The following is a 21,435-nucleotide window of genomic DNA, read 5'->3' as shown; positions in this document are numbered from 1 at the left end:
CATCATGCCGCCCAACCCCACACCGGAAATGCACGCGCTGCCGCTGCAACTGTTCGACTGCGTGCGGGCGGACGATCTCGATCGTGCGCTTGCACTCGGACTGATGGACTACCAGCCGACGCCGCAACAAGACGGTGCGGACGCCACGCCAGCCAACGTCGTCGCCGCACTGCTCGCCGCGCAACAGCGCCTGCGCACTGCCTGGGCCGCGCGCGAACGCTACCGCGCACGCGCAGCCCGCCTGCAACGCCGTGCTGCCGAGCGCGAGGCGCGACGTGCGCCTGCCCCGGCTCCCAGCCAGACGGCCGTGCCCGCACTGCCGCCGCTGGCCGCCGCCATCCTGGCGCGTGCCAAGGCCAAGGCCGCCGGAGGCGCGCAGTCTTGACTCCCGTTCGCTCCACCGCCGCGCCACGCCGCGGCCGCACCATGCGCACACCCGAGATCCAGGAAATGTTCGCGCGGCTGCGCGAACTCAATCCGCATCCCACCACCGAGCTGGAATACACCACGCCGTTCGAATTGCTGATCGCCGTGCTGCTCTCGGCGCAGGCCACCGATGTCGGCGTCAACAAGGCCACCCGCAAGCTGTATCCGGTGGCCAACACCCCGCGCGACATCCTGGACCTGGGCGAAGAAGGCCTGAAGCGCTACATCTCCACCATCGGCCTGTTCAATGCCAAGGCCAAGAACGTCATCGCCACCTGCCGCATTCTGCTGGAGCAGTACGGTGGCGAGGTGCCGCACGATCGTGCGGCGTTGGAGGCATTGCCCGGGGTCGGCCGCAAGACCGCCAACGTGGTGCTCAACACCGCCTTCGGCGAGCCGACCATGGCGGTGGACACGCATATCTTCCGGGTCGCCAACCGTACCGGCCTTGCACCCGGCAAGGACGTGCGCGCGGTGGAGGACACACTGGTCAAGGTCATCCCTGCAGAGTTTCTGCATGACGCCCACCACTGGCTGATCCTGCACGGGCGCTATGTCTGCAAGGCGCGCAAACCGGATTGCCCAGGCTGCGTGATCCACGACCTGTGCCGCTACCCCGACAAGACCCCGCCGGCCCCAGAGCGGAAAACAAAAACGATGAATGATGCGGCTATGGCATCAACACAAGCCCGCAGCAAGGCGACAGCGCAGTAGAGAACCCCGATCCACACCCAGCAAACGCAAGGCCGTATGCCTTTACGATTCCCCAATCCCGAATCCCGAATCCCGGCCCCAAAAAAATCGCGACCGGATGATGCGTCTTTCGGCGCCATGCATCATCCGGTCACGACAGAACTGCTCCCGGCGCGAACGCCGGGACGACAACAGGCTTATGCCGCCTTGCGCGGGTCCACCACCGGCGCGCTTTCCACGGCGCGCTGGCCTTCCACGCGCCGCTCCAGCTCCTTCCAGTCCACCACCAGCTCGCATCCGCGCGAGGCCGCATTCCGGCTCCAGTCGCGCAGCAACTCGATGCAGGCATGGTCCACGTGGTGCAGCTTGGCCACGTCCAGATGCAGCGCGGTGTTCGGCGGCACGCTTTCCAGCGTACGTGCCATCGCCGGCACCTTCAGGAAGGTAGCCGAGCCCTGCAGGGTCAGATGCATCTCGTCCTTCTTGTCGGCGTGCTCGCGCACCTCGACCTTCAGACGCGAGGAATGCAGCGCCAGGCGGAACAGCGACAGGCCGAAGCCGATCAGCACGCCGGTCAGCAAGTCGGTGGCCACGATGGCGAAGGTGGTCGCCAGGTAGATCGCAGCCGTTCCACGACCGTAGGTCGCCAGCTCCTTGACCTGCCCGATCTTGATCATCTTCACGCCCGTGTACACCAGGATGCCGGCCAGACACGCCACCGGCGTCATCCGCAACAGCCACGGCAGCAGCATCGCGAACACCAGCAGCCAGCTGCCGTGCAGGATGGTCGATACGCGGGTGGCCGCGCCAGCCTGCACATTGGCCGCACTGCGCACGATCACGCCGGTCATCGGCAACGCGCCCAGGAAGCCGCACAACATATTGCCCACGCCCTGCGCCGCCAGCTCACGGTCGTACTGCGTGCGAGCGCCCTGGTGCATGCGATCCACCGCCGCCGCCGAGAGCAAGGTCTCAGCACTGGCGATGAAGGCAAAGGTCACCGCCGATACCAGCAGCGTGTGATTGAACACGCCGAAGATCTCGGAAACGCTGGGGATGCTGATCGCGGAGAACAGGTTGCTGGGCACGTCGACACGGTTGACGTCCAGGCCCTGCAGCTGCGCCGTGGCGGTGACTGCGACCACTGCGATCAATGCACCAGGCAGGAAGCGCAGACGCTGCGGACGCAGCTTGTCCCATGCCAGGATGATGCCGATGGTGGCCAGACCCACGAACAACGCGGTGCGGCCGGTGCCTTCGCTGATGGCCTGCCACAGCACCGCAGGCAGCGCGGCGAAGTTTTCCAGACCACGTGCCTTGGGCGCCGCATCCATCAGCACGTGCGCCTGCGAGGCCACGATCAGGATGCCGATCCCCGACAACATGCCGGCCACCACCGCCGGCGATGTCATGCGGAACCACACGCCCGCCCGACACAGACCGGCAATCAGCTGGATCGCGCCGGCCACCAGGATCACTGGACCGAGCGCGGCGGCGCCGTGCTCACGGACCAGCTCGAACACCAACACAGCCAGGCCGGCGGCCGGCCCGCTCACCTGCAAAGGAGAGCCCGCCAGGAAGCCGACGACCAGACCACCGACGATACCGGTGATCAGGCCCGCGGCCGGCGGCATGCCGGAGGCGATCGCGATACCCATGCACAAGGGCAATGCGACCAGGAAGACCACGACCGACGACAGCAAATCGCGCCCGAACAGTCCCTGGCGGAAATATCCGCCGATACCCGATGTGTTCATGATCGGCTCCGTCAGGCCAGTTCAGCGCGGACGACTTGTTGCAGTCGCGGACGCGGGGTCGCCTCGGGGGTGCTCTCGCCCAGCAACGGACGGAAGCCACCCTTCTCGGCATCGAAGGCGCGGATGTCGCCGTGGGCGATGTCGTAGATCCAGCCGTGGATCCGCAGGGTACCGGCGGCCAGACGCGCAGCCACCACCGGTTGCGTGCGCAGATGGTCCAGCTGCGAGACCACGTTCTCTTCGGTCATGCAGCTCAGCGCGTCCGGGCTGGCCGGATCGTGCCCGTGATGGGCGGTGACATGGCGCGCCGCATCGGTGTGCTTGAGCCACGCCGCCACCGAAGGCACGTCTTCCAGCGATTCCGGCTTGAGCACGGCCTTCATGGCGCCGCAGTCGGTATGGCCACAGATCACGATGTGACGCACGCCCAGCACGGCGATGGCGTACTCGATCGCTGCCACCACGCCGCTGACGTGCTGGGAGTACGGCGGCACGACGTTGCCGATATTGCGGTAGACGAACAGTTCGCCGGGCTGCGCGGAGAAGATCAGCTCCGGCATGACGCGCGAGTCGGCGCAGGTGATGAACAGGGTGTGCGGGCTCTGGCCGCCGGCCAGCTCCTGAAAGCGCGCGCTCTGCTGTGGATAGACTTCTTTACGGAAATGGCGAAAACCTTCGAGCAAACTTTCCATGGGAGATTCCTTCTAGGCAACGGATGGCTACCCGCGGCGCAAACCGCAGGTCGCAAAAAGAAAACGAAAGAGAAAATCCGGCGCGCAGTGCACCGGTTACAACGACCGCTGGGGATCAGCCAAGCAACGCGTTTGGAGGACGCAGTTGCGGGATCAGGTCGCGTTTGTGACTCACCGGCGCGTGGTGCGCGTGCCAGGAAGGGGAATACCGCGCCAGCATCGGCCATGCTTGGGAGAGCAAGGGGATATCGTCCGCAAGCTGGGTATCGACCTGGCTCTGGGTATCGCCGTCGTCCTGCGGATCTTCTGCTGCATCGCGTGCTTCGCCAGCATCCACCATCACCGCCAGACCGTCGCCCACCAGCGCATCCTGGATGCGCGTGTGTGCACTGGCCGCCGACCACGCGCCGAGCGCGAGCAGGCAAACCAGCAACAGTTGGAGGAATCGAGGAAACATGGCCTCGAAACTAACAATTTAGGCGAGGCATGCGCAAGTGGTGCGTCGCACAAACCGACATATATGTTCAGCCTGCAATAGTTGCGGTTCAGGTCGCCAGTGACGCAGACCTCAAAACAGCGTCTATGGCCCTGATCCACGCGCTGTCATAAAACGATTGCATTCCGATTTCTGACACACGACGACACAGTTGAAGCGTTCGTAAACTCTTGTCTTTATTGGCAAAAATCAATTGTGACGTCTTTGCTGATTTGTCACATTAACGCAACTTTCACGCCATAGCCTGCGCCCACTTTCTCAGGTCGCAAGGCATCCATGAAACTCGCTCCTACCCTGCTCTCCTCCGCGCTGCTGCTGGCGCTTTCCGCTCCGGCAGCACACGCCGAAATCGCCATCGATGTGATCGGAGGCTCGGAAGTCTCGCTGGAGGGCCTGGTCCAGGCCGATGGCAACTGGTTCCATAACGATGTGCAGGATCTCAACGGCCCGATCGGTGCCAATGGCGACAACTCCGAATTCAGCATCCGCCGCGCCGAGCTGGTGCTCAAGGGCAAGGGTCCGGGCAACTTCGAGTGGGTGGCCGGCTACGATCCGAGCGTGTTGAAGGACGTCACCATCCGCGGCACCACCATTCGCAGCACCGGGCGGTTTCTGGACAACAACATCAAGTACAAGTTTGGCGGCAACGCCAACAACTACCTGCAGATCGGCCAGTTCAAGCAACCCAACAGCCTGGAAGAACTGTCCAGCACCAAGAACAACGACTTCGTCTCCAAGGCATCGGTGACCAATACCTACGGCATCTCGCGCCGTCTGGGCGTGGCCTATGGCATAGGCGACAACAACTGGAGCCTGACCGCCAGTGCGTTCGGCCGCGAACTGACCCGTAACCAGGCGCACGGCAGCGGCTACGGCGCACGCGGCACCTGGGCGCCGATCAACGAGACCGGCAACGTGCTGCACGTCGGTCTCAGCTACCTGGCCTACGACACCGACGACGATACCCTGCGCCTGCGTGCCCGCCCGGACGCCGACCTGACCACCATCCGCCTGATCGACAGCGGCGCCATCACCAATGTCGACGACGTGGGCGTGGCCGGTGCCGAGGCGATGTGGATCACCGGCCCGTTCAAGCTGCAGAGCGAGTACTTCCAGGAGAACGCCAACCGCATCGGCGCCAACGCGCGTGACTATAAGAGTGACGGCTGGTACGTCAGCGGCGTCTGGAACATCACCGGCGAAACCTGGGGCTACAAGGCCGGCGTGCCGACCACCCCGCTGCCCAACGAACCGGCTTCGGGCATGTGGCAGCTGGCAGTGCGCTACGACACCCTGGACCTCAACGACGGCCACCTGGTCTCCAACGGCACCACGCCGTTCGTCGATGGCGTGCTGGGCGGCAGGATGAATGTATGGACGGTCGGCGCCAACTGGTACTGGCGCTCGAACTTCAAGTTCGCCCTGGACTACGCCAAGGTGGAAAGCACCCGCTACAACAGTGCCACCCGTGGCCTGGTCGACGACAACCCGTCGATCATCGAGGCGCGCGCGCAATTCTATTGGTAAGCCATCCGCTGCGTCGGTCGCCGGGCGTGCTTGCCGAGCACGCCCGGCCCCCATCCGCGCCGCCCCCGATCCTGCAGGCGTTCGCGCCTGCGCGTCATTGTCCTGTCATCTCTTCGACACCGCGCGGTCATGCCGCTGCCCTGCAATGGCATGCCTGCGGGACGTCCTGACCTCAACCCTACTGGAGCTGTTCCGTGACCCATTCCTTCAAGACCCGTCTGGCCGTGGGCGTCCTGGCCGCCTCGCTGGCCTTGTGCGCCCACGCCGCCGACGTCACCGGCGCCGGTGCCTCGTTCATCTACCCGGTGATGTCCAAGTGGTCGGCCGACTACAACACCGCCACCAAGAAGCAGGTCAATTACCAATCGATCGGCTCGGGCGGCGGCATCGCCCAGATCAAGGCCGCCAGCGTGGACTTCGGCTCCTCCGATGCCCCGCTGAAGCCGGAAGAACTGGCCGCAGCCGGGCTGGCGCAGTTTCCCTCGGTGATCGGCGGCGTGGTGCCGGTGGTCAACGTGCCCGGCATCGCTGCCGGTGCGCTCAAGCTCGATGGCAAGACCCTGGGCGACATCTTCCTGGGCAAGGTCAGCACCTGGAACGATCCGGCCATTGCCGCGCTCAACCCGGGGGTGAAGCTGCCCGAAAGCAAGATCACCGTGGTGCATCGCTCCGACGGCTCGGGCACCAGCTTCAACTTCACCAACTACCTGTCCAAGGTCAATCCGGACTGGAAGGGCAAGGTCGGCGAAGGCACCGCCGTGCAGTGGCCGACCGGCATCGGCGGCAAGGGCAACGAGGGCGTGGCCGCGTACGTGAAGCAGATCAAGGGCGGCATCGGCTACGTCGAGCTGTCGTACGCGCTGCAGAACAAGATGGCCTATACCGCGATGAAGAACGCGGCCGGCAAGTTCGTGCAGCCGTCCGACGAGACCTTCGCCGCGGCGGCCAACAGCGCCGACTGGGGCACGGCCAAGGACTTCTATTTGGTGATGACCAACGCCGCCGGCGACAACGCCTGGCCGATCACCGCCACCAATTTCATCCTGGTGCAGAAGAAGCCCAAGAATCCGGCCGGCCTGAAGAACACGCTGGACTTCTTCCGCTGGGTCTATACCAAGGGCGATGCGCAGGCCAAGCAGCTGGACTACGTGCCGCTGCCGGACAGCCTGGTGACCCAGATCGAGGCCTACTGGGCCAAGAACCTGCCGCGTTGATCTAGCCTGCGCGGCGGGCGCGATAGGCGGCTGGTCACCAGCCCTCCATCGACACGGACACTCCAGTTCACGCGACATGGCCATGCCGGTACCGGATGGCGCCTGGGCCCCCGGGCTGCCGTTGTCCGAGGACCGGATTGACAACGTACAGGAACGGCGCCGTCTCTCTCCCCGGCGTCGGGACCGGGACGCGGATCCCGGAGGGTGCGATGCCCTCCGTGGTCCGCGTCTTTTTTGTGATGCCTTCGCCAGAAGGCACTGTCATGCACGTGTAACAAAAACATCATTTCATAGCGTGGTCTGCCGGACACCCGGCCAATCCAGCCTCGGAGCTTCCATGAAATTGCAGTCGGCCAGCCTGACCGCCCTGTCCCTCACCATCGCCCTTGCCCTGGCTGCATGCTCGCCCGGCAAGGACGCGCAGTCCGGCGACACCGCCAAGGGCGCTCCCAGCGCCGGCGCCACGGCCAGCGACAGCAAGGGCGCCGAGATTTCCGGTGCCGGCGCGTCCTTCATCTACCCGCTGGTATCCAAGTGGTCGGCCGACTACAACGCCGCCACCGGCAACAAGGTGAACTATCAGTCGATCGGTTCCGGCGGCGGCATCGCGCAGATCAAGGCCGGCACGGTGGATTTCGGTTCGACCGACAAGCCGCTCGATAGCGCCGAATTGCAGCAGGCCGGGCTGGGCCAGTTCCCGTCGGCGATCGGCGGCGTGGTGCCGGTGGTCAATCTGGAGGGCATGGCACCGGGCAAGCTGCGCCTGACCGGCGCACTGCTGGCCGACATCTTCCTGGGCAAGGTCACCATGTGGAACGACGCGGCGATCGTTGCGGCCAACCCCGGCGTGACGCTGCCGGCCACCAAGATCAACCTGGTGCACCGCTCGGATGGTTCGGGCACCACCTTCAATTTCTCCAACTACCTGTCCAAGGTCAGCCCGGAGTGGAAGAGCAAGGTCGGCGAAGGCACCTCGGTGCAGTGGCCGGGCGGCGTGGGCGGCAAGGGCAACGAAGGCGTCGCCTCGTACGTGCAGCAGATCAAGGGCTCGATCGGTTATGTCGAACTGGCCTACGCGCTGCAGAACAAGATGCCCTACACCTCGCTGCAGAACGCGGCCGGCCAGTGGGTGGAACCGAATGCGGACAGCTTCGCCGCCGCGGCCGCCAGCGCCGACTGGGCCAACGCCAAGGATTTCAACCTGGTGATCACCAACGCACCGGGCGAGAAGGCCTGGCCGATCACCGCCACCAACTTCATGCTGATGCACAAGCAGGCCAAGGATGCCGCCCGCAGCAAGGCGACGCTGGACTTCTTCAAGTGGGCGCTGGAAAACGGCCAGGCCCAGGCCAGCGAGCTGCACTACGTGCCGCTGCCGCCGGAGCTGGTGAAGCAGATCGAAGCCTACTGGGGCAGCGAGTTCAAGTAATGCCTGCATCCCGCCTGCGCGGCGGGCTGCGCGGTGGCGGGGTGCCTGAGGGCGCCTCGCCGTTCCTGATGTCTCACGCTCCCGCCACCGCGCGGGTGACGGGTTCAATCGAATGAATGCCACCGCAATCCCCGAAGCGATGACCGCACCCCGCGGCCGCGACCTGCGCGATGCGCGCGCCGATCGCCTGTTCAAGCTTGCGCTGGCCGCCACTGTCGTATTCGTGCTGCTGGCGCTCGGCAGCGCGGCACTGTCGATGCTGTGGGGCGGACGCCATGCCCTGCAGATGCAGGGCCTGAGTTTCTTCTATTCCGCCGACTGGAATCCGGTGGAAAACAAGTACGGCGCGCTGGCGCCGATCTACGGCACCTTGGTCACGGCCGTGATCGCGATGGTGATCGCGGTGCCGGTGAGCTTCGGGATCGCCTTCTTCCTGACCGAGGTGGCGCCGCGCTGGCTGCGTGGCCCGGTCGGCACCGCCATCGAACTGCTGGCCGGCATTCCGTCGATCATCTACGGCATGTGGGGCCTGTTCGTGCTGGTGCCAGTGATGACCGAGCACGTGACGCCCTGGCTCAACGACCATCTCGGCACGCTGCCACTGATCGGCCCCCTGTTCCAGGGCCCGCCGCTGGGGATCGGCCTGCTGACCGCCGGCTTCGTGCTGGCGATCATGGTGATCCCCTTCATTTCCTCGGTGATGCGCGAAGTGTTCCTGACCGTGCCGACGCGCCTGAAGGAATCGGCGTACGCGCTGGGCTCCACCAAGTGGGAAGTGAGCTGGGACATCGTACTGCCCTATACCCGCTCGGCGGTGATCGGCGGCGTATTCCTGGGCCTGGGGCGTGCGCTGGGCGAAACCATGGCGGTCGCTTTCGTGGTCGGCAACACGGTGCGGCTGTCGCCGTCGCTGCTGGAGCCGGGCACCACCATTGCTGCATTGATCGCCAATGACTTCGGCGAGGCCACCGAAACCTACCGTTCGGCCCTGTTGCTGCTGGGCTTCGTGCTGTTCATCGTGACCTTCATCGTGCTGGCCATTGCGCGCTTCATGCTGATGCAGCTCTCGCGCCGGGAGGGCAACTGATGTCCGCTTCTTCCGTTTCGCAATCGCTGTACAACCGGCGCCGCATCACCAATGCGGTGGCGCTGCTGTTGTCGTGCATCACCGCCTTGTTCGGGCTGTTCTTCCTGGCCTGGATCCTGTGGACACTGCTGTCCAAGGGCGTGCCCGGCATCGATATCAATCTGTTCACCAAGATGACCCCGCCGCCGATGCAGGAAGGTGGCTTGCTCAATGCCTTCTTCGGTAGCGCGGTGATGTGCGGGCTGGCGCTGGCGATCGGCACTCCGCTGGGCGTGGCCGCCGGCACCTGGCTGGCCGAATACGGCAATGCACGCAAGGCCGGCATCGTGGTGCGCTTCGTCAACGACATCCTGTTGTCGGCGCCGTCGATCGTGCTGGGCCTGTTCGTCTACACCTTGTACGTGATGCAGACCGGCGGGCGCTTTTCGGCGTTTGCCGGTGCGTTGTCGCTGGCCTTCATCGTACTGCCGGTGGTGGTACGCACCACCGACGAGATGCTGCGGCTGGTGCCGGCGCAGATGCGCGAAGCGGCGCTGTCGCTGGGCATTCCGCAGTGGAAGGTGACCGTGCAGGTGCTGTACCGCAGCGCCTCGGCCGGCATCGTCACCGGCGTGCTGCTGGCGCTGGCGCGCATCAGCGGCGAAACCGCGCCGCTGTTGTTCACCGCGTTCGGCAATCAGTACTGGAACAGCAATATCTTCCAGCCGATGGCCAGCGTGCCGGTGATCATGAACCAGTTTGCCGGCAGCCCGTACGAGTCCTGGCAGACGCTGGCCTGGGCCGGCGCACTGGTGCTGACCGTCTTCGTGTTGTTGGTGAGCCTGGGCGCACGCGCGCTGCTGTTGCGCACCAAGATTTCCAATGACTGACCTTTCTTTCCGGACACCTGACATGAACGATCTCCAAAACGCCAAGCCGATGCATCGCATCGCTGTTCCGGCCGCCAAGGGGGCGCCGACTGCGCAGACGCCGGTGAAGGTGGCCGCACGCAATCTGGATTTCTACTACGACAAGTACCACGCACTGAAAGGCATCAACCTGGAAATCCCGGAAAAACGCGTCACCGCGCTGATCGGGCCTTCCGGTTGCGGCAAGTCGACCCTGCTGCGCATCTTCAACCGCATCTATGCGCTGTATCCGAAGATGGACGCACGCGGCGAGGTGCTGCTGGACGGCGAGAACATCCTGTCGCCGAAGTACCCGATGAACCGCCTGCGCAGCAAGGTCGGCATGGTGTTCCAGAAGCCGGTGCCGTTTCCGATGACGATCTTCGAGAACGTGGCCTACGGCATCCGCCATCACGAAAAACTCTCCAAGGCCGACATGCAGAACCGCGTCGAGCAGGCGCTGCGCCAGGGCGCGCTGTGGGACGAGGTCAAGGACAAGCTGGGACAAAGCGCGCTGGGCCTGTCCGGTGGCCAGCAGCAGCGCCTGTGCATCGCACGCGCGGTGGCCCTGCGGCCGGACGTACTGCTGCTGGACGAACCGACCTCGGCGCTGGACCCGATCTCCACCAGCCGCATCGAACAGTTGGTGGAAGAACTCAAGCGCGACTACACCATCGTGATCGTGACCCACAACATGCAGCAGGCCGCGCGCGTATCCGACTACACCGCCTTCATGTACCTGGGCGACCTGATCGAACACGACCGCACCGAAACCATCTTTTCCCAGCCCTCCAAGCAGCAGACCGAGGACTACATCACCGGCCGGTTCGGTTGATGTCAGGCGCGCCAGCGCAACGCCGCATTGACGCAGTTCCGCCGCACCGCCCGGCACGACATTTGCATCCTGTGCCATGTCGCCAAGGTTACGGCGGACATCCACCACTGCCACGAACGAGACCACGATGAACCAGCACCTCAACGACCATATCGTCAAAAGCTACGACGAGGAGCAGCACCGTCTCGTCGCCGAGATCGTGCGCATGGGCGATACGGCGGTGGCGCAGCTGGAGGCGGCGCTGGACGTGGTCGAGCGTCGCGATGACAACGCCGCACACCGCATCGTGGTCAACGACGAAGCGATCGACGCGCTGGAACACGCGATCAGCCATGACGTGATGCGTCTGGCCCTGCGCGGTCCGATGGCGCGCGACCTGCGCGAAATCCTGGCCGGCCTGCGGATTCCGGCCGATATCGAACGCATCGGCGACTACGCCGCGAACGTGGCCAAGCGCTCGATCGCGCTCAATGCCGCACCGCCGCTGCCGCAGACCGTGGGCCTGCGCGCGCTCGGCCAGATGGCCGCCGATGCGGTGCGCGAAGCGGTGCAGGCTTACCGCGACAAGGACGCCAACGCCGCGATCCGGGTGCGCGACGAAGACGCGCGCCTGGATGCCCAGTACACCGCGTTGTTCCGCGAGCTGCTCACCTACATGATGGAAGACCCGCGCAACATCACCCCGTGCACGCACCTGCTGTTCATGGCCAAGAACCTGGAACGCATCGGCGATCACGCCACCAACATCGCCGAGAACGTGTGGTTCCTGGTGCACGGCGAACAGCCGCTGCCGCCGCGCGTCAAGCGCGACGACACCAGCACGACCGGCGTGATCTGAGCCGCTGCACAGGCGCGCGCACGGCACGCCCGGCTAGCGCCGTCGCGCGAGCGCCTGCCCCGCCGATCGCCGCCTGTCGCTCACAGCGTCGTTAGAGTGGCCCGACCCGCAGGCACTTGGGTCGGGCCTTCTTTTTTCGATCGCGCTGCGCGTCGCCGCTACGGGCGACGGGTTCGGCACCACGGAGGTCCCCACTTTCTGACCGCGTACGCCCTGCTCGCCGCGCCCAGCGCGCGCGCCTGCCGACGCAGGGCCGCAACCCACCGGCTGGACGTGCCGAACGCCAGGGCGGAGATGGCCGACGATGAGCCAGTCAGGCCCGGGGTGCGACCTGCTAGGCTATGCGGATGAACGAACCGGTCGACCCACAGCCTGCTGCCACTTTCCTGCCGATGTCACGGCGTTTCCGCGGCTATCTGCCGGTGGTGGTCGATGTGGAGACAGGTGGCTTCGACTGGAACAGGCATGCACTGCTGGAAATCGCCTGCGTGCCGATCGAAATGGACGACCAGGGACGGTTCTTCCCCGGTCAGACCGCCAGCGCGCATCTGGTGCCGGCTCCCGGACTGGAGATCGACCCGAAGTCGCTGGAGATCACCGGCATCGTGCTCGATCACCCGTTCCGCTTCGCCAAGCAGGAAAAGGACGCGCTGGACCACGTGTTCGCTCCAGTGCGCGCGGCGGTGAAGAAATACGGCTGCCAACGCGCGATCCTGGTCGGCCACAACGCGCATTTCGACCTGAACTTCCTCAACGCGGCGGTGGCGCGCGTGGGGCACAAGCGCAACCCGTTCCACCCCTTCAGCGTGTTCGATACGGTCACCCTGGCCGGCGTCGCCTACGGGCAGACGGTGCTGGCGCGCGCCGCGCAGGCGGCCGGGCTGGAGTGGAACACGGCAGACGCGCACAGCGCGGTCTACGACACCGAGCAGACCGCACGGCTGTTCTGCACGATCGCCAATGCGTGGCCTGGGCCGGTTTAGGTCGGGATTGGGAATTCGGGATTCGGGATTGGCAAGGGCGTGCTGCGCTTGGGCTGAAAGTCGGCGTGCATGCTAAAAATTCAGAGCAACCGATGCATAGCCCGCATGGCTTTTCACAGGCGCATCTTCGCCATCGGCTCGAACCCCTCATTTGATGAAAGCGTCCGGTCTTCCGCCCGGACACAAAGAGCGTCAACGCCACGCTTCACAAATCCCGAATCCCGAATCCCAAATCCCCAATCCCCAATCCCCGCCCCTAAGCCCCGCCGATCCGGTCGCGCCCCGCGCTCTTGGCTTCGTACAAGGCGTGATCGGCGCGCTGCATCAGCGACGAGCCGGTGTCCTCGTCGCGCAGTTCGGCGATGCCGGCACTGAAGGTCACCTGCAGGCCTTGCACGCCACCCCAGTCGTTTCGCGCGTGGAAGAGCGCGCGAATGCGCAGGCACAACGCGTGCGCATCGGCCAGGGTGGTATCGGCCAGCAGCAGGGCGAACTCTTCGCCGCCCAGGCGGGCTGGTAGATCCGAAGCGCGTGCGGCGGCGGTAAGCAGCGCGCCCACCTCGTGCAGCACCGCGTCGCCGCTGGCATGCGAATAGCGGTCGTTGATGCGCTTGAAATGGTCGATGTCCAGGATCGCCAGCACCAGCGGCCGGCCGCTGCGGCGTGCACGGCTGAGATCGCGCGCCAGCGCTTCATCGAAATGGCGGCGGTTCGGCAACCCGGTCAATGCGTCTTCGTGCGCCTGGCGTTCGAACACATCGGACTTGATGCGCAGCCGGGTCAGCAATTCGCTCTTTTCCTGATTGGCCTGCAGCAGGCGTTGCGCCTGCAGCTGCAGGTCCTGCGTGCGCTTGCGGACCAGCTCGGCCAGGCGGTCGTTATGGGTCTTGTAGCGATGCAGCAGCATCCGATACAGCAATGCCAGTGCGAACAGCGCGCCCAGCACGGCGGCAAACCGCACGTCCTGGCGCTGCCACCACAACGGCAGCACCTCGAAGGTCCAGCGCGCTTCCTGCCGGCTCCATGCCCCGCCCGGGTGGCGCGCGGACACGCGCAAGCTGTAGTGACCCGGCGGCAGGCCGATGAATTCCACGCTACGCTGGCGGCCGCGGTCGATCCACACGTTGTCCAGCCCATCCAGGCGGGTGCGGTACTCGATGCGCTCGGACAGCAGAAAACTCATGCCCGCATACGAGATGTTGAGCCGGTCGCCGCCTGGCAACTGCGCCTGCTGCCGCCAGGCCAGCGGGCGGCCGTCCTGCTGCACGCTTTCGATCACCGCCGGCGGCGGGCGCCGTTCGCGAAAGCGCTGCAGCCGCGCGGGATCGACCATGCTCACGCCACCGGCCGTGACCACCCACACCGACCCATCCGCGCGTTCGATCATGCTCGGACCGGAGCTACCGTTGGCCTGCGCATTGCCCATGCCGTCGATCTCGCCATAGCGCTCGATGGCGAGCGTGCCGCGTCCGTCGGCAACCGCATCGAGCGCGGCGAACCCGGTGCGCAGCACGCCCCGGTTACTGCTGATCCAGGCATTGCCCAGGCGGTCGTCGATGAGCTGGAACACGGTGTCCACCGGCATGCCCTGCTCCAGGCCCACGCGCGCCAGCGTGCCGCCACGCACGCGGTACAGGCCGCGATCGGTGGAGATCCAGACCGCGTCGCCGATCGCCTGGAAACCGAACACGCTGCGCGCGCCACCCAGGCGTTCCAGATCCAGTTGCTGCACCCTGCCATCGCGCAACACCGCCGCCCCGTCGACCGAGCCGATCCACAACGCGCCATCGACGCTGGCCAGCGCGGTGATCACGCCATCGGGCAGACCGGCGATCGCCAACGGCACGCGTTTGCCATCCACCAGCTTCACCACGCCGCGTTGGGTGGCCAGCCACACCGCCTGCTGCGCGTCGATCGCGATAGCACGGATATGGCCGCTGGGAATGCCTTGCGCCTCACCGACGTGCTGCAGCAGTTGTCCATCACGCAGCACGAAGACGCCGTCGGCGTAGGTGCCCACCCACAGATCGCCGCGCCGATCCAGCGCCAGGCTGAGCACCGATAGCCGGCGCCCCGATGGCGTGGCCACCGGCACCTGGACGATCCGGCCATCCGGCAACATGCGGTCCAGGCCCGCGGTGCCGGCGATCCAGAGGCTGCCATCGCGGTCTTCCAGCACCGCACGGGCGTAGTCGCCGCTCAGGCCGTCGCGCTGGCTGTAGCTGCTGAACAAGGTCTCGCGCAGACGGAACAGGCCGCCGTTGGCGCCCACCCAGATGCTGCCTTCGGCATCCTCGCGCAGGCTGACGATGCGCCCGGTGGGCAGGCTACGCCCAGCAGGCAGGTACTCCACGCCATGGCTGCCGATGCGCAGCAGGCCCTGGTTTTCGCTGCCCAGCCACAGATCGCCATTGCGATCCTGCAGCATCGCGGTGAAGTGGCCCTGTCCCGGCACCCGATGCACCCGTTCGGCGCGTTCATCGTGCAACCGGTACAACCCCTCGCCCGCCACCACCCACAGAGTGCCGTTTGGGGCGCGGTACGGCCAGGCCAGACCGGGCGGCAAGCCGAATGCCGCCGGCGCGCGGTGCATGCGTCCGTCCGGCTCGCGATAGATCAATCCATCCAGCGTGCCGATCAACAGCCGGCCACGATCGTCGAACAGCATGCGCGGAAAACTGCTCTGCAGCGGCACACCGTCGCGCGGCGGAAAATAGTCAAAGCGCCCATCCGGCCATAGGCAGCCCAGCCCGTGGCCCTCGAACAGCAGCCACATGCGGCCGTCGGCATCCATGGTCATCGCGTGGATCAGCGCCTGCGGCCACTGCCCGCTACGCTGCCAGTGCCGCCATTGCCCGTCGGCGCTACGGCGCACCAGATTGCCGCGCGCATCGCTGAGCCAGAGCGCACCATCGCGATCCACATACAGTGCGCCCACGCCGTTATCGGGCAGTCCGGGCCGGGTGCTGCGGTCGATGACGCTGAATTCCAGGCCGTTGTAGCGTACCAGCCCTTCCCAGGTGGCGAACCACAGCGCGCCGTCGGGCGTCTGGGCGATATCGCGCAGCGAGTTGTGCGGCAGGCCGTTGCGCGAACTCCAGCTGTCGATGGCGTAGTCGCGCAGTGGCGCGGTGGCGACCGGCGCTGCGCTCGCCGCAAGCGCGCACAGCATCAGCAGCACGCACACACCGGCACCGAGCCAGCGCCGCCACTGCCTATGCCGTCGTGCCGACGCCTGGCCGGCGTCCCCATTCTCGCCCCTACCGCAGGCGCCCACCCCAAGTTTCATCAGACACGACACGCCGTTTGCTGCCGATATGGTAGGCAAAAAGCCGCGTGTGCGCTGCGCGCCTGCGGCACCGGGCGCCGCAAGCGTTGATCCAGCAGCGTTGCGTACGCATCCTGCGTGGCCGCATCAACCGACTCCAGGCGGCGATCTGCGCAGATTCGATCGTCGCCCACGCGCGTGAGCGGCACGCATTCGGCACTCCATGAGTGGCTACCAAAACGTAGCGAGCGGTCGTCAGGTGGGTGCGGACGAGGCGGAGGAACCCGTGTGTAGGAGCGGTACATGCCGCACCGAACACCGGCCCCGCCCGCCTGGCGGTGAGCGCAGCAGTGTTGTTCGCTGCTCCAAGCGCTTCACCCGCTGTGCGAACCTTGGAAGGTCACTTGCCCAGGCGCTGGCGCACGGCCTCGAACAGGGTCACGCCGGTAGCCACCGACACATTGAGGCTTTCGATCTCGCCCGGCATCGGGATCTTGACCAGGCCGTCGCAATGCTCGCGGGTGAGCCGGCGCAGGCCATCGGCCTCGCCACCGAGCACCAGCCCGACATTTCCGCGCAGGTCCACGCTGTACAGCGAGGCCTCCGCTTCGCCGGCCAGGCCGTACAGCCACACGCCCTGCTTCTGCAGGTCGCGCAGGCAGCGCGCCAGGTTGGTCACCGCCACCACCGGGATACGGTCGGCAGCACCGGCCGAGGTCTTGCGCACGGTGGCATTCACCGTGGCCGACTTGTCCTTGGGGATCACCACTGCGGTGACGCCCGCCGCCGCCGCGCTGCGCAGGCAGGCACCCAGGTTATGCGGGTCCTGCACGCCATCGAGCACCAGCACCAGCGCACGCCCTTCGGCGGCCTCGACCAGGCCTTCCAGCTCGTTTTCGGCCCACAGCCGCGCGGCCGCATAGCGTGCGGCCACGCCCTGGTGGCGCACCTGCCCGCCCACGCCATCCAGCGCCTGGGTACTGACCCGGCGCACGTCGATGCCCTTGCGGCGCGCCTGTTCCTCGATCTCGGTCAGCCGCGGGTTCTTGCTGCCGGCCTCGATCAGGATCTCGCGCACGTTGTCGGCGTCGTTCTCGACGGACGAGGCGACGGCGTTGACGCCGACGATCCACTGGTTCTTCTTGCTCATTGCGCCGGTGCTACGAAAATGGAGGGGGAATGGTAGGGCCTGCGGCCGGTCACGTCACGGCCGGGACATGCAGGACCTGGACGGCACCGGCGAAACGGTGCCGCGATGACACCGGAATTCCACGCGGGGCGTGTGCGGATCGCGCCGACGCACTCCCGGCCTGACCGCCTGAATGCCATGCAGACCATCGTGCCGACGGATTGGCTGTCAGACCAGGCATGGGGGGCTGACGGCAGCGACCAACCGCAGCAAGCGTCCTGACGCCCCGTACCGGAATGCTCAGGCGGCAGGAGCGGCAGCACGACGCCGGGACCGCGCCTCAGACCGGCCAGTGCTCGGTGTCGTGATCCGGATGTTGCCGCGACACCACGCTGGCCAAAAAAGCCTCCGCGGCGGCATCGTCTTCGGGTGGACGCGTGGGCAGCTGCGCCAGGGTATCGACCAAGGGCAGCTTGCGATCCAGTCCGTACTGGACCTGCGGCGGCAGCTGTTCGGGGTGATCGAATGCCCCGGCGGCAATGGCCACGCCGTCGGGCGCTTCGTAGGTCAGCGGCGTGCCGCAATCGGCGCAGAAACCGCGCTGCACCACCGACGAGGATGCAAAGCGCCTGGGCTCGCCACGGGTCCAGCGAAACTCGCTGCCGCGCACGGACACCAGGGGCGCGTAATACGCACCGAAGGCCTTCTGGCACATCCGGCAGTGGCAGATCGAGGCGTCGGTCAGTTTGCCGCGCACATGGAAACGCACGGCGCCGCACTGGCAACCGCCGCTGTAGTCGTTCGTTGCATCCATTGCCTTCTCCGCACACCAGCCTGCCAAGATCGCCGCCGTGGACATGGAGCAGTCCTGGCGGCACCACACTCCACCTGCCGATCCAACGGGTTGCCGGCGGCACGGGGCCACCGGCAAGGTCATGCCTCACATCAGTGCGACTTCTTCTTGCGCTTGGCGGGCTTTTCCCGCGGCGGCAATGGCGCCTCGCCGGGGTCGCTATTTTCGGCCAGGCGGAAATCGATCTTGCGCTCTTCCATGCTGGCCTTGAGCACCAGCACGCGCACCGGGTCGCCCAGACGGAACTCGCGGCCACGGCGTTCGCCACTCAGCGTCTTGCGGATCGGGTCGAACTGGTAATAGTCCTGCGGCAACTGGGTGACATGCACCAGGCCATTGACCTTGGATTCGTTCAATTCCACGAACAGGCCGAAGCCGGTCACGCCGCTGATCACGCCATCGAACTGGCCGCCGACATGCTTCTCCATCCAGGCGGCGCGATAGCGCTCGTCCACCTCGCGCTCGGCTTCGTCGGCGCGACGGCCGCGCTCGGAGCACTGCAGCGCCAGCGCCGCCATCTGCCGCGGCGAATAGATGAACGTTTCCGGGCTGGCGCCGGTCAGCGCGTGCTTGATCGCGCGGTGCACCAGCAGGTCCGGATAACGGCGGATCGGCGAGGTGAAGTGCGCATACGCCTCCAGCGCCAGGCCGAAGTGGCCGTGGTTGTCGGGCGAATACACCGCCAGGCTCTGGCTGCGCAGCAGCACCGATTCCAGCAACGCCGCATCCGGGCGCGCGCGCACCTTCTTCAGCAGCTTGGTGTAATCGCCCGGGCGCACCTTGCTCCAGGCCGGCAGGCTGAGCTGGAATTCCTTGAGGAACTCCAGCAGGTCCTCGTACTTGCTCTCCGGCGGGCGCTCGTGCACGCGGTAAGGTGCAGGCACGTGCACGCTCAACAGATAGCGCGCGGCCTCGACGTTGGCGGCAATCATGCATTCTTCGATCAGCTTGTGCGCATCGTTGCGCACCAGCATGCCGGCCTGGGCCACTTCGCCGGTGTTGTCGAGCACGAAGCGCACTTCGGAGGTTTCGAACTCGATCGCGCCGCGGTGCGTGCGCGCCTTCGACAGCAGGTGATACAGCTGGTGCAGGCGCTGCACCTGCGGCAGCAGCGGGCCGATGAAGGCCTTGGTGTCGGCATCGTCCTCGCCCACCGCCTTCCAGACCTGGTTGTAGGTCAGGCGCGCGTGCGAATTCATCACCGCTTCGTAGAAACGCGAGCCGGTCACCTCGCCATCGCGTCCCACCTGCATGTCGCAGACAAAGCACATGCGGTCGACCTTGGGCATCAGCGAGCAGATGCCGTTGGACAGGGTCTCCGGCAGCATCGGCACCACGAAACCGGGGAAATACACCGAGGTGGCGCGTTTCTGCGCTTCGTCGTCCAGCGGCGTACCGGGACGCACGTAGTTGGACACGTCGGCGATCGCCACCACCAGGCGGAAGCCGTCGGCGTTGGGTTCGCAATACACCGCGTCGTCGAAGTCCTTGGCGTCTTCGCCGTCGATGGTGACCAGCGGCATCTGCCGCAGGTCCACGCGCCCGCCGATCATCTGCGGCTGGACCACCAGCGGCACGGCCGCGGCTTCGTCCAGCACTTCCTGCGGGAATTCGTGCGGCAGTTCATGGCCATGGATGGCCATTTCCACCACCAGCGACGGGGTCAGCTTGTCGCCGAGCACCGCGATGATCTTGCCGATGGCGGGGCGGCGCGCATCCGGCGGCGCGATCAGCTCGCACACCACCAACTGGCCTTCGCGCGCCTCGCCGATGCCCTCCGGGGCGATCTGGACATTGCGCTGCACGCGCTTGTCGTCCGGATCGACGTAGGCCACGCCGTGTTCGTAGAAAAAGCGCCCCAGCATGCGCGACATGCCGCGCTCGAGCACCCGTGCAATGGCGCCTTCGCGGCGGCCGCGGCGATCGATGCCGGTGACATTGGCCAGCGCACGGTCGCCATGCATCACCTTGCGCATTTCGAACGGCGGCAGGAACAGGTCGTCGCCGCCCTCGTCCGGCTTGAGGAAGCCGAAGCCTTCCGGGTTGGCGATCACCACGCCGGCAATCAGGCTGGTCTGCTGCACCGGGGCGTAGCCGCCGCGGCGGTTCTGCACCAGCTGCGCCTCGCGCACCATCGCGGCCAGGCGCTTGCCCAGCGCATCGATGCGGTCGCTCAGGCCGAGCTGTTCGGCGATCTCTTCGGCGGTTTGCGGGCCGTCGCACGTGTCCAGCAGTTGCAGGATGGCCTCACGGCTGGCGATCGGCTCGGCATAGCGCAGCGCCTCGCGATCGGCATGCGGATCCTTGAAGCTGGCGGCAGGCGCTGCAGCGGCCTCTGCAAAGCGCTCTGGCGGTGGGGCCGGCGGGCCGCTCTTGCGCGGATGCGGCGCGCGCGGGGCGGCAGGCGTTGGAGCGGAGGGCTGCTGCGGTGCCGCCTTGGCGGCAGCGCGCTTGTTGGCGGACTTGGTCGATGCGCCGGCAGCGGCGCGAACCAGGAAGTCCGGCATCCACCCCGGCAATTTTTGCTGTTCGGCGGTGGAGGAGTCGCCCGGGCTGGCGGATTTACGGCGGCTGGGCCGGGCGGAATCTTGGGGGGTTTTCTTTGTCATTGCCCTAATGGTACCCCCTGTGGTCCCGACGTGGGCGGCAGGCACCCCCGGCGGTCGGCGACGGATGCGCGAAACCCGTTGACAAGGCCGCCAGGAATCTGCAAAATTCGCGGCTCACCTGCCCAGGTGGCGGAATTGGTAGACGCACTAGCTTCAGGTGCTAGCGGGGGCAACTTCGTGGAGGTTCGAGTCCTCTTCTGGGCACCAGTCTAAAAAGACCTCCGAGCGATCGGGGGTCTTCTGGTTTCTGGGGTCTGAGTTCCTGCGATGCCCTGATCAATCACCGGCCGCATGGATCGCCAGCACCTCCGGCGATCATCAGTACCCTGTGACGCCGGTTGGACGCTGCGTGGGAAGACAGGCCACGCATGGCACTGCGCCTAGGCAGCGCGCTTTGGCATCTACGCAATGCACGACGCCGCAGCTTGCAAGCACGCCTGCAGCCTCACTGCCTCGATCAGCGCGCGCCGGTTCATGCAACCTCAGCAACACGATGCTTCGTGTTGAGCGAGACGCGCAGGCGAACCACCACCACGCACTCGCACGTCGTCGAGCTTGCCGCCCGTACCGACGCGCAAACTCTGCCGGCCTGTCCCGCCTGCGTGCTGCAAGGCGCTCAGATCACCGTTGCCAGGCGCTTCCACCAGAGGCCTGCACGCCGACGTCATTGAGTCGGCGCACCCTGATTTTCAGCGCTACGGGATCTCGACTG

The 21,435-nt window shown here is 66.1% G+C and carries 17 protein-coding genes, 1 tRNA gene and 1 other RNA gene; 11 read left to right on the top strand and 8 right to left on the bottom strand.

Translation table 11 applies throughout. The features are described from left to right. Positions 1 to 4 precede the first annotated feature (4 nt). Together XcodCFBP4690_RS08865 and nth are read left to right on the top strand one after the other, a co-directional pair. Complete coding sequence (locus XcodCFBP4690_RS08865) at positions 5 to 385, top strand: hypothetical protein (RefSeq protein ID WP_104540592.1); 381 nt, start codon at positions 5 to 7, stop codon at positions 383 to 385. A gap of 41 nt (positions 386 to 426) precedes the next feature. Continuing rightward, entirely contained in the window at positions 427 to 1,140 is a 714-nt protein-coding gene (gene nth / locus XcodCFBP4690_RS08860; protein ID WP_104540591.1) for an endonuclease III, read from the top strand. 176 nt (positions 1,141 to 1,316) lie between these two features. Here nth and XcodCFBP4690_RS08855 read toward each other — a convergent pair whose 3' ends face one another. The 3 genes from XcodCFBP4690_RS08855 to XcodCFBP4690_RS08845 all read right to left on the bottom strand — a co-directional run bounded on the left by XcodCFBP4690_RS08855 (position 1,317) and on the right by XcodCFBP4690_RS08845 (position 4,004). Then, positions 1,317 to 2,876, bottom strand: coding sequence for a SulP family inorganic anion transporter (locus XcodCFBP4690_RS08855; RefSeq protein WP_104540590.1), 1,560 nt, complete (start codon positions 2,874 to 2,876; stop codon positions 1,317 to 1,319). A gap of 11 nt (positions 2,877 to 2,887) precedes the next feature. Then, entirely contained in the window at positions 2,888 to 3,568 is a 681-nt protein-coding gene (locus XcodCFBP4690_RS08850) for a carbonic anhydrase (protein WP_104540589.1), read from the bottom strand. 115 nt (positions 3,569 to 3,683) lie between these two features. Continuing rightward, on the bottom strand, positions 3,684 to 4,004 hold the full coding sequence (locus XcodCFBP4690_RS08845) for a hypothetical protein (protein WP_208622714.1): 321 nt from the start codon (positions 4,002 to 4,004) through the stop codon (positions 3,684 to 3,686). Positions 4,005 to 4,340: 336 nt separating this feature from the next. On the opposite strand from XcodCFBP4690_RS08845, the gene XcodCFBP4690_RS08840 reads away from it, so the two are divergent. From XcodCFBP4690_RS08840 to rnt, 8 genes are all read left to right on the top strand, one after another. Further along, positions 4,341 to 5,591 carry an OprO/OprP family phosphate-selective porin gene (locus tag XcodCFBP4690_RS08840; protein WP_104540587.1) on the top strand — a complete coding sequence of 417 codons (1,251 nt, stop codon included), beginning with the start codon at positions 4,341 to 4,343 and terminating at the stop codon, positions 5,589 to 5,591. Between the two features lie 194 nt (positions 5,592 to 5,785). Beyond that, positions 5,786 to 6,805, top strand: coding sequence for a phosphate ABC transporter substrate-binding protein PstS (gene pstS / locus XcodCFBP4690_RS08835; protein WP_104540586.1), 1,020 nt, complete (start codon positions 5,786 to 5,788; stop codon positions 6,803 to 6,805). A 337-nt stretch (positions 6,806 to 7,142) separates the two neighbouring features. Beyond that, positions 7,143 to 8,234 carry a phosphate ABC transporter substrate-binding protein PstS gene (gene pstS / locus XcodCFBP4690_RS08830; protein WP_104540585.1) on the top strand — a complete coding sequence of 364 codons (1,092 nt, stop codon included), beginning with the start codon at positions 7,143 to 7,145 and terminating at the stop codon, positions 8,232 to 8,234. A 112-nt stretch (positions 8,235 to 8,346) separates the two neighbouring features. Beyond that, positions 8,347 to 9,321, top strand: a complete 975-nt coding sequence (gene pstC, locus XcodCFBP4690_RS08825) for a phosphate ABC transporter permease subunit PstC (protein WP_104540584.1) — start codon at positions 8,347 to 8,349, stop codon at positions 9,319 to 9,321. Next, entirely contained in the window at positions 9,321 to 10,190 is an 870-nt protein-coding gene (gene pstA / locus XcodCFBP4690_RS08820) for a phosphate ABC transporter permease PstA (protein ID WP_104540583.1), read from the top strand. The genes pstC and pstA overlap by 1 nt, the downstream gene beginning before the upstream one ends. Positions 10,191 to 10,212: 22 nt before the next feature. Then, positions 10,213 to 11,043: a phosphate ABC transporter ATP-binding protein PstB gene (pstB, locus tag XcodCFBP4690_RS08815; protein ID WP_104540582.1), complete on the top strand. Its 831-nt coding sequence runs from the start codon at positions 10,213 to 10,215 to the stop codon at positions 11,041 to 11,043. A gap of 127 nt (positions 11,044 to 11,170) precedes the next feature. Beyond that, positions 11,171 to 11,881 carry a phosphate signaling complex protein PhoU gene (phoU, locus tag XcodCFBP4690_RS08810; protein ID WP_104540581.1) on the top strand — a complete coding sequence of 237 codons (711 nt, stop codon included), beginning with the start codon at positions 11,171 to 11,173 and terminating at the stop codon, positions 11,879 to 11,881. Positions 11,882 to 12,222: 341 nt separating this feature from the next. Then, a complete protein-coding gene (rnt, locus tag XcodCFBP4690_RS08805; protein WP_104540580.1) occupies positions 12,223 to 12,864 on the top strand; it encodes a ribonuclease T in 642 nt (213 codons plus the stop codon). Between the two features lie 256 nt (positions 12,865 to 13,120). On the opposite strand, the gene XcodCFBP4690_RS08800 is transcribed toward rnt, so the two are convergent. The 5 genes from XcodCFBP4690_RS08800 to rnr form a co-directional block, all read right to left on the bottom strand. Next, the gene (locus XcodCFBP4690_RS08800) at positions 13,121 to 16,153 is read right to left on the bottom strand and encodes a ligand-binding sensor domain-containing diguanylate cyclase (RefSeq protein ID WP_104540579.1); all 3,033 of its coding nucleotides are present in this window, start codon (positions 16,151 to 16,153) and stop codon (positions 13,121 to 13,123) included. Positions 16,154 to 16,361: 208 nt separating this feature from the next. After that, a non-coding RNA gene (locus tag XcodCFBP4690_RS08795) (sX9 sRNA) lies at positions 16,362 to 16,437 on the bottom strand. Between the two features lie 95 nt (positions 16,438 to 16,532). Continuing rightward, a complete protein-coding gene (gene rlmB, locus XcodCFBP4690_RS08790) occupies positions 16,533 to 17,282 on the bottom strand; it encodes a 23S rRNA (guanosine(2251)-2'-O)-methyltransferase RlmB (protein WP_104540578.1) in 750 nt (249 codons plus the stop codon). Positions 17,283 to 17,601: 319 nt separating this feature from the next. Beyond that, on the bottom strand, positions 17,602 to 18,075 hold the full coding sequence (locus XcodCFBP4690_RS08785; protein WP_104540577.1) for a GFA family protein: 474 nt from the start codon (positions 18,073 to 18,075) through the stop codon (positions 17,602 to 17,604). Positions 18,076 to 18,206: 131 nt separating this feature from the next. Next, on the bottom strand, positions 18,207 to 20,723 hold the full coding sequence (gene rnr / locus XcodCFBP4690_RS08780; RefSeq protein ID WP_104540576.1) for a ribonuclease R: 2,517 nt from the start codon (positions 20,721 to 20,723) through the stop codon (positions 18,207 to 18,209). Positions 20,724 to 20,843: 120 nt separating this feature from the next. Here rnr and XcodCFBP4690_RS08775 point away from each other — a divergent pair. Continuing rightward, positions 20,844 to 20,930 (top strand) — tRNA-Leu (locus tag XcodCFBP4690_RS08775). Positions 20,931 to 21,435: the final 505 nt, after the last annotated feature.

It is taken from the genome of Xanthomonas codiaei, from assembly GCF_002939785.1.
GTDB lineage: Bacteria > Pseudomonadota > Gammaproteobacteria > Xanthomonadales > Xanthomonadaceae > Xanthomonas > Xanthomonas codiaei.
The sequence above is the reverse complement of the archived record's forward strand: the minus strand, read 5'-3'. Positions and strand labels throughout refer to the sequence as shown.

Excerpts from the sequence above, each read along its gene's own strand:
- phoU (WP_104540581.1), top strand. The coding sequence starts at position 11,171 with ATGAACCAGCACCTCAACGACCATATCGTCAAAAGCTACGACGAGGAG.
- rlmB (WP_104540578.1), bottom strand. The coding sequence starts at position 17,282 with ATGAGCAAGAAGAACCAGTGGATCGTCGGCGTCAACGCCGTCGCCTCG.
- XcodCFBP4690_RS08850 (WP_104540589.1), bottom strand. The coding sequence starts at position 3,568 with ATGGAAAGTTTGCTCGAAGGTTTTCGCCATTTCCGTAAAGAAGTCTAT.
- pstA (WP_104540583.1), top strand. The coding sequence starts at position 9,321 with ATGTCCGCTTCTTCCGTTTCGCAATCGCTGTACAACCGGCGCCGCATC.
- XcodCFBP4690_RS08855 (WP_104540590.1), bottom strand. The coding sequence starts at position 2,876 with ATGAACACATCGGGTATCGGCGGATATTTCCGCCAGGGACTGTTCGGG.
- rnr (WP_104540576.1), bottom strand. The coding sequence starts at position 20,723 with ATGACAAAGAAAACCCCCCAAGATTCCGCCCGGCCCAGCCGCCGTAAA.
- XcodCFBP4690_RS08800 (WP_104540579.1), bottom strand. The coding sequence starts at position 16,153 with ATGAAACTTGGGGTGGGCGCCTGCGGTAGGGGCGAGAATGGGGACGCC.
- pstS (WP_104540585.1), top strand. The coding sequence starts at position 7,143 with ATGAAATTGCAGTCGGCCAGCCTGACCGCCCTGTCCCTCACCATCGCC.
- pstC (WP_104540584.1), top strand. The coding sequence starts at position 8,347 with ATGAATGCCACCGCAATCCCCGAAGCGATGACCGCACCCCGCGGCCGC.
- XcodCFBP4690_RS08865 (WP_104540592.1), top strand. The coding sequence starts at position 5 with ATGCCGCCCAACCCCACACCGGAAATGCACGCGCTGCCGCTGCAACTG.
- rnt (WP_104540580.1), top strand. The coding sequence starts at position 12,223 with ATGCGGATGAACGAACCGGTCGACCCACAGCCTGCTGCCACTTTCCTG.
- pstB (WP_104540582.1), top strand. The coding sequence starts at position 10,213 with ATGAACGATCTCCAAAACGCCAAGCCGATGCATCGCATCGCTGTTCCG.
- XcodCFBP4690_RS08840 (WP_104540587.1), top strand. The coding sequence starts at position 4,341 with ATGAAACTCGCTCCTACCCTGCTCTCCTCCGCGCTGCTGCTGGCGCTT.
- XcodCFBP4690_RS08785 (WP_104540577.1), bottom strand. The coding sequence starts at position 18,075 with ATGGATGCAACGAACGACTACAGCGGCGGTTGCCAGTGCGGCGCCGTG.
- nth (WP_104540591.1), top strand. The coding sequence starts at position 427 with ATGCGCACACCCGAGATCCAGGAAATGTTCGCGCGGCTGCGCGAACTC.